The sequence below is a fragment of the Bradyrhizobium betae genome (assembly GCF_008932115.1).
GTDB lineage: Bacteria > Pseudomonadota > Alphaproteobacteria > Rhizobiales > Xanthobacteraceae > Bradyrhizobium > Bradyrhizobium betae.
Genome location: NZ_CP044544.1, coordinates 133,802 through 149,116, shown reverse-complemented (window position 1 = coordinate 149,116; position 15,315 = coordinate 133,802). Strand labels below are relative to the sequence as shown.

10 protein-coding genes and 3 pseudogenes are annotated in these 15,315 nt (G+C 61.2%); 6 read left to right on the top strand and 7 right to left on the bottom strand.

Annotation, left to right across the window (positions count from 1 at the left end; genetic code table 11):
- Positions 1-121 precede the first annotated feature (121 nt).
- Together istA and F8237_RS35175 are read left to right on the top strand one after the other, a co-directional pair.
- On the top strand, positions 122-1,660 hold the full coding sequence (istA, locus tag F8237_RS35180; RefSeq protein ID WP_100957199.1) for an IS21 family transposase: 1,539 nt from the start codon (positions 122-124) through the stop codon (positions 1,658-1,660).
- 14 nt (positions 1,661-1,674) lie between these two features.
- A pseudogene (locus tag F8237_RS35175) lies at positions 1,675-1,998 on the top strand (ATP-binding protein); the annotation flags it as partial.
- A 34-nt stretch (positions 1,999-2,032) separates the two neighbouring features.
- Here the strand turns inward: F8237_RS35175 and F8237_RS35170 are convergent.
- Both F8237_RS35170 and F8237_RS35165 read right to left on the bottom strand, forming a co-directional pair.
- The gene (locus tag F8237_RS35170; RefSeq protein ID WP_100951630.1) at positions 2,033-4,102 is read right to left on the bottom strand and encodes a recombinase family protein; all 2,070 of its coding nucleotides are present in this window, start codon (positions 4,100-4,102) and stop codon (positions 2,033-2,035) included.
- Complete coding sequence (locus F8237_RS35165) at positions 4,083-4,283, bottom strand: hypothetical protein (RefSeq protein ID WP_151650822.1); 201 nt, start codon at positions 4,281-4,283, stop codon at positions 4,083-4,085. Before F8237_RS35165 ends, F8237_RS35170 begins: the two co-directional genes overlap by 20 nt.
- Before the next feature lie 312 nt (positions 4,284-4,595).
- On the opposite strand from F8237_RS35165, the pseudogene F8237_RS35160 reads away from it, so the two are divergent.
- Positions 4,596-5,036 (top strand): annotated as a pseudogene (locus F8237_RS35160) (ATP-binding protein); the annotation flags it as partial.
- Between the two features lie 121 nt (positions 5,037-5,157).
- Here F8237_RS35160 and F8237_RS35155 read toward each other — a convergent pair.
- Positions 5,158-5,439 (bottom strand): annotated as a pseudogene (locus F8237_RS35155) (IS110 family transposase); the annotation flags it as partial.
- Between the two features lie 75 nt (positions 5,440-5,514).
- On the opposite strand from F8237_RS35155, the gene F8237_RS35150 reads away from it, so the two are divergent.
- Positions 5,515-6,653, top strand: a protein-coding gene (locus tag F8237_RS35150) for an IS3 family transposase (protein ID WP_100957201.1) whose coding sequence is annotated in 2 segments (ribosomal slippage) — positions 5,515-5,779 and positions 5,779-6,653 — 1,140 coding nt in all. Because the reading frame shifts where the segments join, the coding sequence is not laid out codon by codon here.
- Positions 6,654-6,689: 36 nt separating this feature from the next.
- Positions 6,690-8,339, top strand: a complete 1,650-nt coding sequence (gene tnpC, locus F8237_RS35145) for an IS66 family transposase (protein WP_100957203.1) — start codon at positions 6,690-6,692, stop codon at positions 8,337-8,339.
- A gap of 672 nt (positions 8,340-9,011) precedes the next feature.
- Here tnpC and F8237_RS35135 read toward each other — a convergent pair.
- Complete coding sequence (locus F8237_RS35135; RefSeq protein ID WP_100957207.1) at positions 9,012-10,184, bottom strand: acetyl-CoA C-acyltransferase; 1,173 nt, start codon at positions 10,182-10,184, stop codon at positions 9,012-9,014.
- Positions 10,185-10,344: 160 nt separating this feature from the next.
- A complete protein-coding gene (locus tag F8237_RS35130) occupies positions 10,345-10,554 on the bottom strand; it encodes a hypothetical protein (protein ID WP_100957209.1) in 210 nt (69 codons plus the stop codon).
- A gap of 776 nt (positions 10,555-11,330) precedes the next feature.
- Between F8237_RS35130 and F8237_RS35120 the strand changes: the two genes are divergently transcribed.
- The gene (locus F8237_RS35120) at positions 11,331-12,092 is read left to right on the top strand and encodes a helix-turn-helix transcriptional regulator (RefSeq protein WP_244626176.1); all 762 of its coding nucleotides are present in this window, start codon (positions 11,331-11,333) and stop codon (positions 12,090-12,092) included.
- Positions 12,093-12,230: 138 nt separating this feature from the next.
- On the opposite strand, the gene F8237_RS35115 is transcribed toward F8237_RS35120, so the two are convergent.
- Together F8237_RS35115 and F8237_RS35110 are read right to left on the bottom strand one after the other, a co-directional pair.
- A complete protein-coding gene (locus tag F8237_RS35115; protein WP_100957211.1) occupies positions 12,231-14,573 on the bottom strand; it encodes a relaxase/mobilization nuclease domain-containing protein in 2,343 nt (780 codons plus the stop codon).
- Entirely contained in the window at positions 14,570-14,995 is a 426-nt protein-coding gene (locus F8237_RS35110; RefSeq protein WP_040427759.1) for a hypothetical protein, read from the bottom strand. Before F8237_RS35110 ends, F8237_RS35115 begins: the two co-directional genes overlap by 4 nt.
- Between the last annotated feature and the right edge of the window lie 320 nt (positions 14,996-15,315).

Genomic DNA, 15,315 nt, shown 5'->3' with positions numbered 1-15,315 from the left:
ATTTCAGAGGATCGTGAGCAGCGATTTCAGGCGATCGTGAGCACCTTTTGGCGGTGCCGGACGCTTCGGCCGACAACTCAACCGAGCTACGGATTTCTCATTCAACGAATGAGGAAGCCTGATGCCTACCGAGAGATTGTCGATGCGCCGGATCCGAGAAGTTCTACGTTTGAGGCAGCAGGGCCTGACCGAGCGCGTCATCGCGCGGATGTTGGGGGTGAGCAATGGCGTCGTGCATGGTTATGTGCGGCGCGCGCGCCTTGCAGGGCTGAGCTGGCCGCTGCCGGAGGGCATGGACGACGAGGGGCTGGAGCTGTTGCTGTTCCCGGCGCCCACGGCAGCCTCGCAGAGCGACCGGCGACCAGCCCCCGATTGGGTTTATGTGGAGAAGGAACTGCGCCGGCGCAGCGTGACCCGCCTGCTGTTGTGGGAAGAGTATCGCGCCGCCAATCCGGACGGCTTTGGCTATACCTGGTTTTGCACGACCTTCGAGGCCTGGAAGCAGCGCACGCGCCCCAGCATGCGTCAAACCCACGTGGCTGGGGAGAAGGTGTTCGTCGATTTCGCCGGCGACACCATCGACATCTTCGATCCCGTCACCGGCGAAGTGCGCGCCATGAAGCTGTTCGTGGCGGCGATGGGAGCCTCGAACTACACCTACGCCGAGGCCTGCCCAAGCGAGAGCCTGTCCGACTGGATCGGCGTGCATACCAATCTGTTCAAGTATCTCGGCGGCGTGCCGAAGTTCGTAGTCTGCGATAATCTCAAGGCCGCCGTGACCAACCCCGATCGCTACGATCCCGGGATCAACCGCACCTATGCCGAGATGGCTGCCCATTATGGCACCGCGATCCTGGCGGCCCGGCCGAGGCGGCCAAAGGACAAGGCCAAGGTTGAGGTCGCCGTGCAGATCGCGCAGCGCTGGATCCTGGCTCGCCTGCGCAACCAGCGTTTCTTTTCCCTGGCGGAACTTAATGCCGCAATTCAGGTGCTGCTCGTCGAACTCAATGCCCGCCAGATGCGCGGTTTTGGCTCCAGCCGCGCCGAACTGTTCGCCGAGATCGATCGTCTCAAACTCGCAAAACTGCCGGACCAGCCCTACGTCTTTGCGCGCTGGAAGCGTTGCTGCGTCGCCCCCGATTATCATGTCGAGATCGATGGTCATTGGTATTCCACCCCTTACCGGTTGATCCGAGAACTCGTCGATGTGCGCATCGCCGACAAGACCGTCGAGATCTTCCACAGGGGTCAGAGGGTCGCGAGCCACCCCCGTGCGCCCAACCGGCGCGGCCACACCACGATCGCCGATCATATGCCGAGCGCGCATCGCCGCTACGGCAAGTGGACGCCGGGAGGCCTGATTGCGGCCGGCGAGAAGATCGGTCCCTCGACCGCCGCGTTCTTCCAGATCGTCATCGATGCCCGGCCGCATCCCGAGCAAGGCTTTCGGACATGCCTTGGCATCCTGTCGCTGGCCAGGAGCTACGACAATGCGCGCCTCGATGCGGCCTGCCGACGCGGCATCCTCATCAAGGCTCGATCCGTCGCCTCGATCCGTTCGATCCTCAAGAACGGCCTTGATCGCGGTTTCCTCGACGAGACGTCCGATCACCAGCCCCTGCGCCACGGCAACATCCGCGGTCAGGGCTATTTCCACTGAACAGGGAGATCTCAATGCTGACGCACCCCACCCATGAACGGCTGATTACGCTTGGCTTGACCGGAATGGCCAAAGCCCTCGAAGAGCAGCGACGATCACCTGATCTCGACGCCCTGTCGTTCGAGGAGCGCGTCGGATTGCTGGTCGATCGCGAAGCCGCCGAGCGCGACACCAAACGTCTTACGACCCGCCTCAAGTTCGCCGCGCTGCGCCAGACCGCATGCGTGGAAGATGTCGATTGGCGCACGCCACGCGGCATCGATCGCGCCGTCTTCGCCAGGCTCATCGTCGGTGACTGGATCCGCCGCAACGAGAATTTGCTCATCACCGGGGCAACCGAGCCCGCTTCATAATGCTCACCTTTCTATCTCGTTAGAGTTCCAGTTCTTTTTGTAGCGGATTGCCGGACGGCGGACGTCTGAGGCGCCGCGCGGTGGCAGCTCGTTTGACGTCAGGACGCTCAAGATCGGCTGCTTTGATGATCCAAGGTGCCCCTTTGCAAAGCTGGCTCGCCGCGAGCTGGCCGTCCTTGATCAGACGTCGCACGGTTGACGGGCTGACGGAGAGGGCCGCGGCCGCCTCGTCCAGAGTGACCTCGCCGCGGTCGCGGCGCTCGCCTTCGCGATAGGCTGCGATGTCGTTGTGGCTGCGCAAGCTGCACACTCGCGACTTGGTCCAGCCATTGCCGCGCCCCGTGGTCTTGCCGGAGCGGTTGAGCACCGACGCGATTGCTTTGTCCGGCATCTGCCGCGCCAGCACGCGCACGAGATCGACTGTCTCTCCCGTTGCGCTCCAGCGGTGCTGGCCGGAGCGATTCTTCTTGACCTTGAGAGCGGAGTGGTCGCCGCCGTGCCAGCGGATCACCAGATCGAGCGCGTTGTCCTCGACGCGGACGACGATCTCGTCGATCAGCGTTCGCACGATCCGCTTGCGCGTCTCGGGTGCCACGCCGGCACTTGACCAAGCACGCTCCAGGTCGGCGCCTAGCGTCATCAGCCGCTCCCTGTCAGCAGGTGTGAGATCAACAGCGGGCGAAGCCGTCAGTCCCTCCAGCTCGGTCTCCAGATTGCGCACGACCGCCAGCCGGTCGTTCCATCGCTTTTCCAGCTCGGCGGCGACGAGGCGGTTGTCGGGATCGACGGCATCGTATTGGCGGCGCGCGCGCCCCACCTCATAGCGAGCCTGCTCCAGCGCCAGCTCGACTTGGCCGCGTTTGTCTTCGTTCGCACGGCTGCGCGCAGCCTGCGCGGCGAGTGCCGCCTCGATACCGAGCGGCTGCAGGCGCTCGATCACCTCGGCGGCCACGTCACGATCGATCCGCATGCCGCCGAACGAGATGCAAGGGTCACCGCCATGATTGTTGGCGCCGCCCCGACAATGGTAGCGACCGGTGTTGCCGTTCTTGCCGGAGTAGGCGACGTGAAGTTTGCGCCCACAATGGCCACAGCGCAGCAGGCCGGCGAGCAGAGCCTCACCTCGGCGCAGGGCACCGCGGCTCATCGGGTTCTTGCCGTTGGCGTTGTCCGCAATCAGGCCGAGGTTCCTCTCATGGTCCGCCCAGCTCAGATAACCCTCATGATGGTTCGGGATCAACACCTCCCAATCCTTGCGCTCCTTCTTGAAGCCGCGAACCACCTTCTTGCGGCCGGCCTCGATGCTGATGCGGCTGCCGGTGCGCCCGAATGCATACGCGCCGGCATAGATTGGGTTGGTCAGAATGTGCAGGATCGTGTTGTAGACCGGCAGCTTCCACTCGACCAGGCGGCCTTCGGCGCCATAGGTGACGGCGGGCAACGGAACGCGCTCGTGTCTGAACCAGAGGTGCACCTGACGCACCGACTGCATCTCGGTGAACTTGGCGAAGACGAGCGCGATCGCCTCGCCGACGCGCCGATCCGGGTCCTTCTCGATGCGGTTGTGGCCGACCCGCACGTAGCCGACGGCGACCGTCATGAACAGCTCGCCCCGGCGCGCCTTCTGCTTCAGCGCTTCGAGCGAGCGCTGGCGCAGTACCGACAACTCCATCTCGCTCATGGTGCCCTTCATGCCGAGCAGTAGGCGATCGTTGGGCTGTCGCGGATCGTAGACGCCGTCCTCGTCGGCGATCAGTGTGCCGACGAGACCGCAGAACTCAAGCAGCGTGTGCCAGTCACGACCGTTGCGTGCGAGCCGCGACGCCTCGATCGAGACCACGACCCCGACGCGGACCTCACAGATGGCGGCCAGCAGCTTCTCGAAGCCGGGCCGCGCGACGCCACCGCCGGAGCGGCCGAGATCGTCATCGATGACGGCAACATCGCTCCAGCCCAGCTGTCGCGCGCGCTCCGGCAAATTGTACTGACGGCGCTTACTTTCCAGGTTGTGGACGACCTGATCAGGCGTCGACTGACGGATGTAGACGACGGCCTGACGGGCGAGGTGCTCAGGCGTGATCTTGCTCATCAGCGGCCTCCCTCGTCTCTGTGGTTGGCGTGCCCGTCTCGATATTGGCGCCGTCGGCGAGGGCCTCGACCAGCAGCCCCTCGATCAGGCGGACGAGAGTGCTTCTCTGCGACGCCGGAATCTCCGGCGTCTGGCGATCCTCCTCGAACAGGCCCCGTTGCAAGTGGCGTCTTGGTTGCATGATCCCCTCCTTCACGCGGGGGCCATGCCCCGCCTTGAGAGGCGATAAGCACATCGATTCGCGCCCGCAGCTCGACGAGCCTTTCGACAGCCAACCGAGGGCTTGCTGTGAGCGTTGCAGAGCGAGCAATATCCTCGCTCATCCAGGCCGGGATCAGGGCGAGTGTCCCGTCGGGCTGCACCACGACCAGATGGTCCTCGCCGGCGAAGCGCTTGCGGTGCTCGACCTGCACCATCTGCCCGGCCCGAGGATGGAACGGATAGAGGATCAAAACCTCGAACGCCGGACACCCGGCATTGTGACGCTGTCTCGACCGGGCTCGGCAAGAGTTGGATTGCCTGCGCCCTCGGCCACAAGGCGTGCCGCGACAATCGTTCGGTCCAGTATCATCGCGTCCCGCGCCTGTTCGAGGCCCTCGCCCTGGCTCGGGGCGACGGCCGCTATGGCCGCATGCTCAAAACCCTCGGGCGCGTTCAGCTCCTCATTCTCGATGATTGGGGTCTGTCGGTTCTCAATCCGCCCGAACGGCGCGACCTGCTGGAGATCCTCGATGATCGCCACGGTCGCGCCTCGACCATCGTCACCAGCCAGATCCCCGTCGAACATTGGCACGACGTTATCGGCGACCCCACCCTGGGCGACGCCATCCTGGATCGTCTCGTTCACAACGCTCACCGCCTTCAACTTACCGGAGAAAGCATGCGAAAGCAGAACGCCCGCAACCAGGCTCTTGACGCAAACTTAAACCCCTGAACACAATCACCATGTCGGCCGAGGCGCCTGCTCATGATCGCCTGAAATACCTGCTCACGATCAAATGAAACGAGCGCTCACCATCGACTGAAATCGCTGCTCACGATCAGCGAAATGCGCACGCTTGTTGCTCCGCGCTCTTGATCGGTACAAAGCGCATTCCGGGGCGGGAGACTGCTTCGCAGATAGCTTCCGCGTCGACGGCGTCATTTTTGCCGCGTTTGACGTAAGGCTTGGTGTAAGCCGGTGGCATCAAAAATGCCTCGTGCCCCATCGCTTGGAGCTCGCGGGCCCAATAATGTGCTGAGCCGCAGGCTTCCAGGCCGATGCGGCAAGGCTCGATTTTCGAAAAGAAATCTCGCATCTTCGATCGCGTCAACTTACGTGTAACAGCGGAACCGCCTTCGCTGACCTGACCTGACCTGGGTTTTTTGGACCAAGCTTTGTGAGAAAATGAGCTTGGAAAGGAGCTTTGGTTATGCCGAAGAAGAGATTCAGCGCGGAGCAAATCGTAGTGGTACTCCGTCAGATCGAAGTGTTGATGTCGCAGGGCAAAGGAGCGCCGGTAGCGTGTCGGGAAGCCGGGATTTCGCAGCAGAGCTACTACCGCTGGCGGAAGGAATACGGTGGGCTGGAGCTTGATCAGGCCAGGCGGATGAAGGATCTCGAGCGCGAGAACGTGCGCCTCAAGCGGCTGGTCGCCGATCTATCGCTTGAGAAACAGGTGCTCAAGGACGTTGCCTCGGGAAACTTGTAAGCCCTGAACGGCGCCGACAGGCGGTAGAAGCCATCCGGGAGAAGTACAGGCTCTCGGAGCGCCATGCCTGTCGGATCGTCGGCCAGTACCGCGGGACGCAGCGATACACCACCATTGTCCGTGCTGATGAAGATGCGCTGACGAGAGCGATTGTCTCCTTAGCCTCCCAATACGGACGATATGGCTATCGCCGGATCACATCCCTGCTTGTCGACGCCGGCTGGCAGGTCGGGTGTGATCGGGTTCAACGGATCTGGCGCCGGGAGGGGCTTAAAGTACCCAGGAAGCAAAAGCCGCGGGGCCGGCTGTGGCTCAACGACGGATCCTGCATCCGGCTGCGACCACAGCATCGCAACCATGTCTGGAGCTATGACTTCGTTGAGGCTCAGACCCACGACGGCCGCAAGGTCCGGCTGATGACCCTGATTGATGAGTTCACCCGCGAGTGCCTGGCCATCCGAGTGGCGCGCCGGATCAACAGCTTTGGCGTCATCGACACGATGGCCGATGTGATGCTCGAACGCGGTGTCCCCGACCACATCCGGTCGGACAACGGCGCGGAGATGACGGCCAAGATCGTGCGCAGTTGGTTTGCAGGGCTGGGAGTAAAAACGCTCTACATCGAACCTAGCAGCCCCTGGGAAAACGGTTACTGCGAAAGCTTCAACGGCAAGCTGCGAGATGAATGCCTCAACGGAGAAATCTTCTACAGCTTAAAGGAGGCCACCGTCGTCATCGAGCAATGGCGCAAGCACTATAACACGATCCGACCGCACTCATCGTTGCATTATCGACCGCCCGCACCGCAAACGTCATCGCCGGAAATACTGCATCTGGAACGGAACGCGGCGATGCAGTAATCTCCATCCCGCTGGTCCAAAATATCCGTCAGGTCAATATCGAAGCCGGACGATCTTCCATCGGACCTTGTGAGTGCCCTAGCGGCGCTGCAGGCCGAGCGTGAGGCGCGGCTGCAAGCCGAGGCGGTGGCTGCCAGTGCGCGGGCGGAGCTGTCGGACAACGAGGCGCTGATCGCGCATCTCGAGCTGCGGATCGAGAAGCTCAAACGCGAACTGTATGGGCAGCGCTCCGAGCGCACGGCACGGCTGATCGAGCAGTTGGAATTGGAACTTGAAGAACTCGTCACCACGGCAAGCGAGGATGAGCTTGCCGCGCAGGCCGCGGCGGCGAAGACGCAGAAAGTCCGCGCCTTCACGCGCAAGCGGCCGGTTCGCAAGCCATGGCCGGACGACATCGAACACGAGCGCGTCGTCATCGAGGCTCCGACGAGCTGCGCCTGTTGCGGCGGATCGCGGCTGGCGAAGATCGGCGAGGATGTGACCAAGACGCTGGAGGAGATCCCGCGTCGCTTCAAGGTCATCGAGACGGTGCGCGAGAAGTTCACCTGCCGCGATTGCGAGAAGATCAGCCAGCCGCCGGCGCCGTTCCATGCCACGCCGCGCGGCTTCATCGGCCCACAATTGCTGGCGACGATCCTGTTCGACAAGTTCGGCATGCATATCCCGCTCAACCGCCAGAGTGCGCGCTTCAAGTGCGAGGGGATCGACCTGCCGTTGTCGACGCTGGCCGACCAGGTCGGCCACGGGACCTTCGCCGTCATGCCGCTCTTCCACTTGATCGAACGCCATGTGCTCGCTGCCGAGCGCCTTCATGGCGACGACACCACCATCCGTATCCTGGCGAAGGGCAAGTGCACGACCGGGCGGATCTGGACTTATGTGCGGGATGACCGGCCGTTCGCCGGGCCTGCGCCGCCGGCGGCGGTCTATTACGCCTCGGGCGACCGACGAGGCGAGCATCCCCAGAAGCATCTGGCCGCCTTCGCCGGTATCCTGCAAGCCGATTGCTACAACGGCTTCGAGCCGCTGTTCGACCCGCAGAAGAAGATGCTGCCGATTACGCCGGCGTTTTGCTTTGCCCATGCGCGGCGGGGCTTCTTCGAGCTGGCTGACATCGAGAAGAATGCTCGGGAAGGCCAGAAGGGCAAACCGGTCTCTCCGATCGCGCTGGAGGCGGTCAGACGCCTCGATGCGTTGTTCGAGATCGAGCGCGCCATCAATGGCCGCGGCGCCGACGAGCGGCGCGCCGTGCGCCAGGAAAAGAGCAAGCCGCTTCTCGAAGACATGCATGCCTGGTTGCTGCGTGAGCGCGAAACCCTCTCGCGATCCTCCGATGTCCTGAAGCCGATCAACTACATGCTCAGGCGCTGGAACGACTTCGCCCGCTTCCTCGACGATGGCAGGATCTGCTTGACCAACAATTGTGCCGAGCGCGCATTGAGAGGCATCGCCTTGGGAAGGCGCAACTGGACCTTCGCCGGCAGCCAGCGTGGTGCCGACCGTACCGCCATCATGCTGACGATGATCACCACCTGTCGCCTCAACGACGTCGATCCCAAGGCCTGGCTCGCCGACGTCCTCGCCCGTATCGCCGATCTTCCCGCATCGCGTCTGCACGAACTGCTGCCCTGGGAATGGAAGCTCCTGCGCCAGGCCGACAAGCCCGCCGATCAGCAGGCCGCCTGACCATCACGCAACGCCATCATAGAGCTCGCCGTGCCCGCGCGCATGCGGCAATCCGACGGTCTTCGTCGTATGCAAACCCTGGGCCGAGCTCAAGGCTGCTCGGGGCAGTTTCGAACATCAAGAATCGATCAGCTCCTGACGTCCGGCTGCTGCTTCAAGCCGGTTTGATCTCTTTTGATCTAGATCAAGGAGTCCGCTTTCGGTGATGCCAGAAATTGGAATGGCCAATTTGATATTATATCGATGTCCTTGGACCGGCTTCACCGTGCGAGTGCGGTTGGCCGAAGACGCCGATGCGGAGACAAATGAGATGGTAACATGCCCCGCTTGCAGGAATTTTCATTTCATAAATCGGAAGACTGGCAAACTCGCAAGCGACAAGGATGAATAGGCGACCTTTCGGTCAGTCAGAGCTTTTTGACGGTGTGAAACTTGGGGTCAATAGGCACGTGCATAGAGCGGGCGATCGTCTTCATGTCCGTCGGATCTCCACTGTTTAACAGCCTCCCGAACTCCTCAAGATCTAACACCAACCGATCGACAGGCGCTTCGGGCAGCGTCGGATGCTTTCCTGTCAGTTTTATGCGTAGCCATGCTATTATGCGGATAACAATCATAGCGTATCCCAGCGGGTAAAAGGGGGCATCTCCGCGTCGGTTTATGCGGACGAGCTCAGCTATAGATTTCGAACAAGCCAGCGCCGCCCTGGCCGCCGCCGATACACATCGTCACGACCCCCCACTTCGCCTTGCGCCGACGACCTTCTAGCAGGATGTGGCCTGTGAGCCGCGCGCCCGTCATCCCGAAAGGATGGCCGATTGCGATCGCGCCGCCGTTGACGTTGTACTTCTCGGGGTCGATGCCGAGCTGGTCGCGCGAATACAGACACTGGCTGGCGAAGGCTTCATTCAATTCCCAGAGGTCGATGTCGCCGACCTTGAGGCCATGGCGCTTCAGCAGCTTCGGCACCGCGAATACCGGGCCAATGCCCATTTCGTCCGGCTCGCAACCCGCCGCCGCCCAGGCAACGAAGCGACCGAGCGGCTGAAGTCCGCGCTTCTCGGCATCCTTGGCTTCCATCAGCACCACTGCCGCCGCGCCATCCGAAAGCTGGCTGGCGTTGCCGGCGGTGACGAACTTCCCGACACCCTTGACCGGCTCGAGCTTGGCGAGGCCTTCGATGGTGGTCTCCGGCCGGTTGCACTCGTCGCGATCGACCGTGTAGTCGACGATGCTCTCGGCCTTCGTCGCCTTGTCGACCACCTTCATCTTGGTCTTCATAGGGACGATTTCGTCCTTGAACTTGTTAGCCTGCTGGGCCGCGGCCATGCGGCGCTGCGATTCCAGCGAATACTCGTCCTGGTATTCACGGCTGAGCTTGTAGCGCTCGGCGACGATATCGGCGGTGTCGATCATGGCCATGAAAATGTCGGGCGCGGCCTTCAGCAGGTCCGGGTCGATCGATTCCTTGGGCGAGCCGCCACCGGGGATCGAGATGCTTTCAACGCCGCCGGCTACGATGCAATCGGCGCCGTCCGAACGGATCGAGTTAGCGGCCATCGCGATGGTCTGCAGTCCCGACGAGCAGAAACGGTTGACCGAGACGCCGGCGGTGGATTTCGGCATACCGGCCAGCAGTGCGGCCTGACGGCCGATATTGGGCGCGCCATGCGCGCAATTGCCGAGATAGCAATCTTCGACATAGTCCTTGTCGACGCCGGCGCGCTCGACGGCGTGCTTGATGGCATGGGCCGCCATCGACATCGGTGGGGTGATGTTGAAGCCGCCGCGGCCGGATTTTGCCAGCCCGGTACGTGCATAGGAAACGATAACGGCTTCACGCATTTTTCTGTCTCCGTTAGAAGCGGCGAGTATGGCTCGCGAAAGAAATCGCAGGCGTACTCACCTAAAACGAGATCTACCGCTCCGCTAGGCCACCGATTGCGGGCGCACAACCGGTGCCGAGGCGAGACCAGAGCATCCAATACGCTGATAGCCTACACAGTTATTTGCTGAGGCGACTGAGTTGTTCTTCGGTTACGACGCGTTCAAGTTTTTCCGTCTTGCTCTTGATCCGGTAGCGCGGACGACCGTCGGCTTCGATCGGCAGACGGGAGATGACTGTGTAAACGCTGCGTTCCTTGACGACGGCGCTGCCCTGCGGAGCCTGCACTTGATGGTGGACGTCATCGTTGATCGCATAGTTGTGGGGCATTGTTAGGAACTCTCAACAGTGAGCGACTTTTGCTTGGATAGTACGCCAGGCTCTATGGAAATGAAGAGAAGTGTGAGTGTTCGGTGCTACCGCGTCCCTTATCGTTCAGTTTTCCCACGCTATCCGCGATTCGATCGAATTTGCTGGCAGAGGCACTGGAGTTCATGCCCGTTCTTTTCCCTGCGAGTTTGCTGCTACCCAAGCATTCGCCCGGCCAAAGATCGCGTGCTCGGACCATATGCCTGTTGATTGCAATTGATTCCTGTGACGATTGGAACGTTATTACTCACGGCTGGAGAAGTTATAAGCATGTATTATAGATGTGTCCATGGCAATTTATGCCATTCCTCTTCTGGTATTTGACCGGCTGCGACGCACCCAATCCACCGACATGCCCTCCATGGCAAGCGTCCGGGAGAGGCCCTCGCCGATCATGGCATCGTCTTCCAAAGGCAGAACGCGCATTGTTTTGTTCTCAGGTCTCGAGTTGTCGCGTTCGTTCTCAGATTAAGTTCTGAAACGAAGACTCCAATTCCATTTACACAAGTCCGCAGAAACATCGAGCCGACAGTCACCGCTTAAATAGTCGCACGAGAACAAGCTTCTACAGCCGAGTATAAACGGAAAATATCACACTCTGCCTTCGCCAAATACAGCAGGAATTTTTGGCTTGGTTCTCGCGCCGCCCGACCGCTATACCAACGACTTCTGCACCGCTAAATCGCGCGCCCCGCGCGACGATCTCTCATCAGGTTTTTGAGACAGATCGAATCGGAATGCAATCAGTCGCAAATGGCTTGAGAATGACAGACTTATTTTGGAGCACTTGGGAGATTATCTCGCTGATAGAGCAGGCAGCTGACCAAAACGCTATTCAAGACTGTCTTATAAACATCGCTAAAATTTACGGATTTGCTTCGGTGTTTGGCGGAATCGTACCACCGGGTGATATGCGAAATTCAAAGACCGAAATCCAAGCTCGCGCGGTAGTACAATATTTCCCTAAAGGCTGGGGAGCCAGATACGTCGATCAAAATTATCTTCCCCGAGATCCGATTTTAGCTCGGCTCCAAAAAGATCGAAATGCATTTTCCTGGTCAGACGGTTATAGATCCTGTCCCGACCCAGACAATGTGCGGATTATCGGAGGTGAGGCCGCCGACTTTGGGCTAGTGGAGGGCTTTGTGATCCCTATCACCACATTAGACCAGCGGACGGCGGCATTGTCATTCGGCGGCGCGAGGGACGACCTCAGCAATCGTGACCGATCAGCACTTACTTTTCTCGCACATTTCGCCATCGGCCATTGGTTATATTTGCGCCGTCCGAACTTAACACGTTCTAAACCGCTCTCGCCTCGCGAATTTGACTGTCTTCTCTGGGCCGCGGAAGGAAAAACCGATTGGGAAATATCTGTCATTCTCGGTATTTCTCGGTCAACAGTTACGAAGCACATCGCTTCAGCACGCGAGAAACTTGATGCTGTTAGCAAATCCCACGCGATTGCAATCGCCATGCGTCTAAAGATTTTATGCTAAAATCTCCCTCGCACGCTCCAGGAACAATTCAATCATCCTCGGCGAGCAGCTTCATTGTAATATGCCGTTACGATATTCTCAAACGCGCAGTAATCCTATTTGCGGTACCTTTTAGATTTCGCTGGTGATGTTTGCTCCTCATCTAAGCCTTTGTCCCTTGATTGATTGCAAGCTTGGCTTTTCCGCCTCGAGCTCACGCACGATCTTTTCCTGTTCCGCGCGAAGCTTTGCCAAGCCATCGGTCTGGATCAAGGCAGCCGGCAGTGGCTGTGCTGGATGTTCGGCGATTGATCTCGCGGCCTCGGCAGCAGCGGCTGCCTCGCGCGCTTCCCGGGCCGCCGATTGTTGCGAACCGGCAACGATAGCCCTTTCCGCCCGCAATTCCTGCTGCGAGGCTTGATCAATGCCCCCGCGGCCCTCCTGCCGTCGCTCCGCATCGATTGCACTACTTGCAAGATATTCATCGGACGTCGCCTCAAACTCTTCCTTGATCCGAATCTCCTGGGCGCGCTCGATAAGCCGATCGGCGTTCACGCCGACGATGGCTTCGACCTCCGCCTGGGCGAGCTGCTGCACACCGCGTTCCTGCATCCGCTGGAGATCAATCCGATTGGCAAGCGTTTCAAGGTAGCGCGCCGAAGTCTCACGGAACTGCTGCTTGGTCTCCCCATCTAACAGGTCGCTGGTTCGCGAAACCGCTTCGTTCATGAGTCGCAGATCCTGGACCATCTGCTCCGATGTAATTGGCATGTCGCCCTCCTTGCTCAACAATTCCACCCGTTTGCCGATCGTGTGAAGAATGGCTCCAACAGTCTGCGCCATCAACAGCCGCTCAAGCATATCCTTCGCCATCCGGTTTGAAGGCTGCTCCACCGTGACTGCCTTCCAGGCCACGATGCTCTCGTTCACGACTTTGCGGTCAGGCGCGGACATCGGCAAGCGGATGGGATTGGTCCTCGCCACCCGGATCCGCTGCCGCGCATTGTCGATAAGACGTTGATTGGCGGGATCGGCAGCATAGGCGCGATCTCGGGCTTCTCGCGCCGGACGCGGCCGATCCGCCGCTTCGACGATCGCCTTATCCTTCGGGCCGTAACTTTGCGAGGAAGCCCGCTCCTTCGCGGTGGTCGCGACGATCTTCAAGCCTTGTGCCTGAGCGTGCTGTGCATACACCTCGCGCCATTCCGCGAACGTATCCCGATTGGGACGGATCTTCTGGCCGGATTCGTTCTTCACGGTGATGACGGCGTGAGCGTGAATGTGCCCGGCCGATTCCTTGTCCGTATGAACGCCAAACATGAACTTATGATCGGCAAAGCGATCGTGCAGGAACGCACGCGCTGCATCGGTGAAGGCGGCCACATCCGTTCCAGCCTTCGCCGAAATGATCAGGTGCATCGTATCGCGCGCGGATTGCGACCGGAGCGACGGACCCCATTCGCGCGCGGCGACCCGCGCATCTGCCACGTTGGACAAGCTCTTGCCGCGGTCGTCGAGTGCTGCGTCCTTCTCGATCAGCTTATTGAGCCTGTAGGTGACGCCGTCTCGACCATGGCTGGTCGCCCCGGGTCGGATTAACACCGCCTGCCCGTCGATCGCCGAGGCCGCTTCGATCCTGGCGCGGACAGCGGCGGCGGACACTGAATCAAGACGGCGTGGTCGGGCGTCATGATCCCGATCGGCAGCCTGGGCCTCTCTGATGCGAAACCGTTCCTTGCCGCTCCCGGCCATCGCGGCGACGACGTGCGCCTCGAGCGCGCCCTTGTCGTCGACGTCGACGCGAGCCGCGTAGCGATGTCCCGAGAAGCCGGCCGCGATCGCCTTCTGGTAGGCCGCTCGGCCTTCGGCATTGTCTGAGACACCTTCAAACTTCAGACGGAATGCGCCAACGTCCTGGCTCTCCGCACGCTTCGAAAAATCTGCCGACCAGGCCTTGATCTCGTCGGCGACGGCTTCGCGGTTCGTCAACAACCGCCCGTCATGGGTCTCGAGCGGAACATCTTCGCGCTGGACATATTGGCCGGTCGCCGTGGCGCGCGTGACGCCGCGCGCATAGGACACTACCTTGATGACAGCAGGCTGGTAGCCGGCAGCGAGTTGCCGGGCTCGGCCAAGGGGTCCGCCCTGTCCTGCCCCGCCGGAACTCATTGCGGTCCCGCTAGCGCCGAATCCTCCGGAGATCGGGCTCGGCGCGCCACGCAGAGGCGCGGTCCCAGGTCCTGCGCCGCCACCCCCGCTCGCGGCCGGGATCGAGCGGGCCCGTTCCTCATCCCACTCACCCGTGATGGTCGCGCCACGGATGATGTCTTGTGCCGGCGGCGTCTTGGGAAGCGGCGCCACCCGTGCTCGCCTCGCGCGGACGTCCTCGTCCAACGCGCCGGGCCGGCGGGGCCGCCGACGTTCCGCTCGCGCCTCCGCGACCGCCCGACGCGCGGCCTCGACCTGTTCAAGCCACCAGACAATCTGTGCTGCGCGGCTCATGGGGCGGCCTCATCGGCGACGAAGTGCAACGTCAACTTGGCCTCTCGCCGCAACTTCGACCCGTAGGCGACCGTCATTTCGGTCAGCTCATCATTAATCGCGGCGACGACTTCATGAAGACCTCGCCACACGGGCTCCGTGTCCTCGATCCGCACGGCCTGGCCGCGATGGATGGCTCTAAGCACCTGCGCCAGATTGCGGCCGACCATCCGGACCTGCTGCGCGAGTTCGACGACAGCGCGCGTGTTCTCGGCCGACAAGGCCGGTCCCGCCTGAACAGACGCTCGGATCAATCGCCGCACCACCTCCGCTTTCGGCAGGCCGAACAACGCGACAGCCTCCTGCAGACGCTGCTCATCTGCATCGGACAGCTCGGTCCGAAGCCTCGGCTTGCGTCGCAGGGCTCTTGCAGAGCGGACCATCGAGGTTCCCCTCCTCCTCCCGTTCGCTCGGCTCGCCGGTCGTGAGACCGGAGCCGACTACGCCGGCGTCCCGACAGGACGCCGGCGTCGCGCGTCAGCGCCCTCCGGCTGCGCCCAGCAGCCGTTCCCCGGTTTGGCCCACAAACCGATATCTTGTCAACTAATATCTAATACATTGAATGTTAGAAGCTCAGCACATGAAGAGCGCTCGCGTCCGAAAGATCTGTCCGTATGGATTCTTCAACAGCATCACCGCAGGTGCCTCCCATGACCAACTGATTGCGGCAATACCGTAATTCCGTATTGCCGTGTTGCGCCAT

Bases quoted from the DNA above. Each gene is read 5' to 3' on its own strand.
- F8237_RS35120 (WP_244626176.1), top strand. From the start codon at position 11,331: ATGCAATCAGTCGCAAATGGCTTGAGAATGACAGACTTATTTTGGAGC.
- F8237_RS35165 (WP_151650822.1), bottom strand. From the start codon at position 4,283: ATGCAACCAAGACGCCACTTGCAACGGGGCCTGTTCGAGGAGGATCGC.
- istA (WP_100957199.1), top strand. From the start codon at position 122: ATGCCTACCGAGAGATTGTCGATGCGCCGGATCCGAGAAGTTCTACGT.
- F8237_RS35170 (WP_100951630.1), bottom strand. From the start codon at position 4,102: ATGAGCAAGATCACGCCTGAGCACCTCGCCCGTCAGGCCGTCGTCTAC.
- F8237_RS35130 (WP_100957209.1), bottom strand. From the start codon at position 10,554: ATGCCCCACAACTATGCGATCAACGATGACGTCCACCATCAAGTGCAG.
- F8237_RS35115 (WP_100957211.1), bottom strand. From the start codon at position 14,573: ATGAGCCGCGCAGCACAGATTGTCTGGTGGCTTGAACAGGTCGAGGCC.
- F8237_RS35135 (WP_100957207.1), bottom strand. From the start codon at position 10,184: ATGCGTGAAGCCGTTATCGTTTCCTATGCACGTACCGGGCTGGCAAAA.
- F8237_RS35110 (WP_040427759.1), bottom strand. From the start codon at position 14,995: ATGGTCCGCTCTGCAAGAGCCCTGCGACGCAAGCCGAGGCTTCGGACC.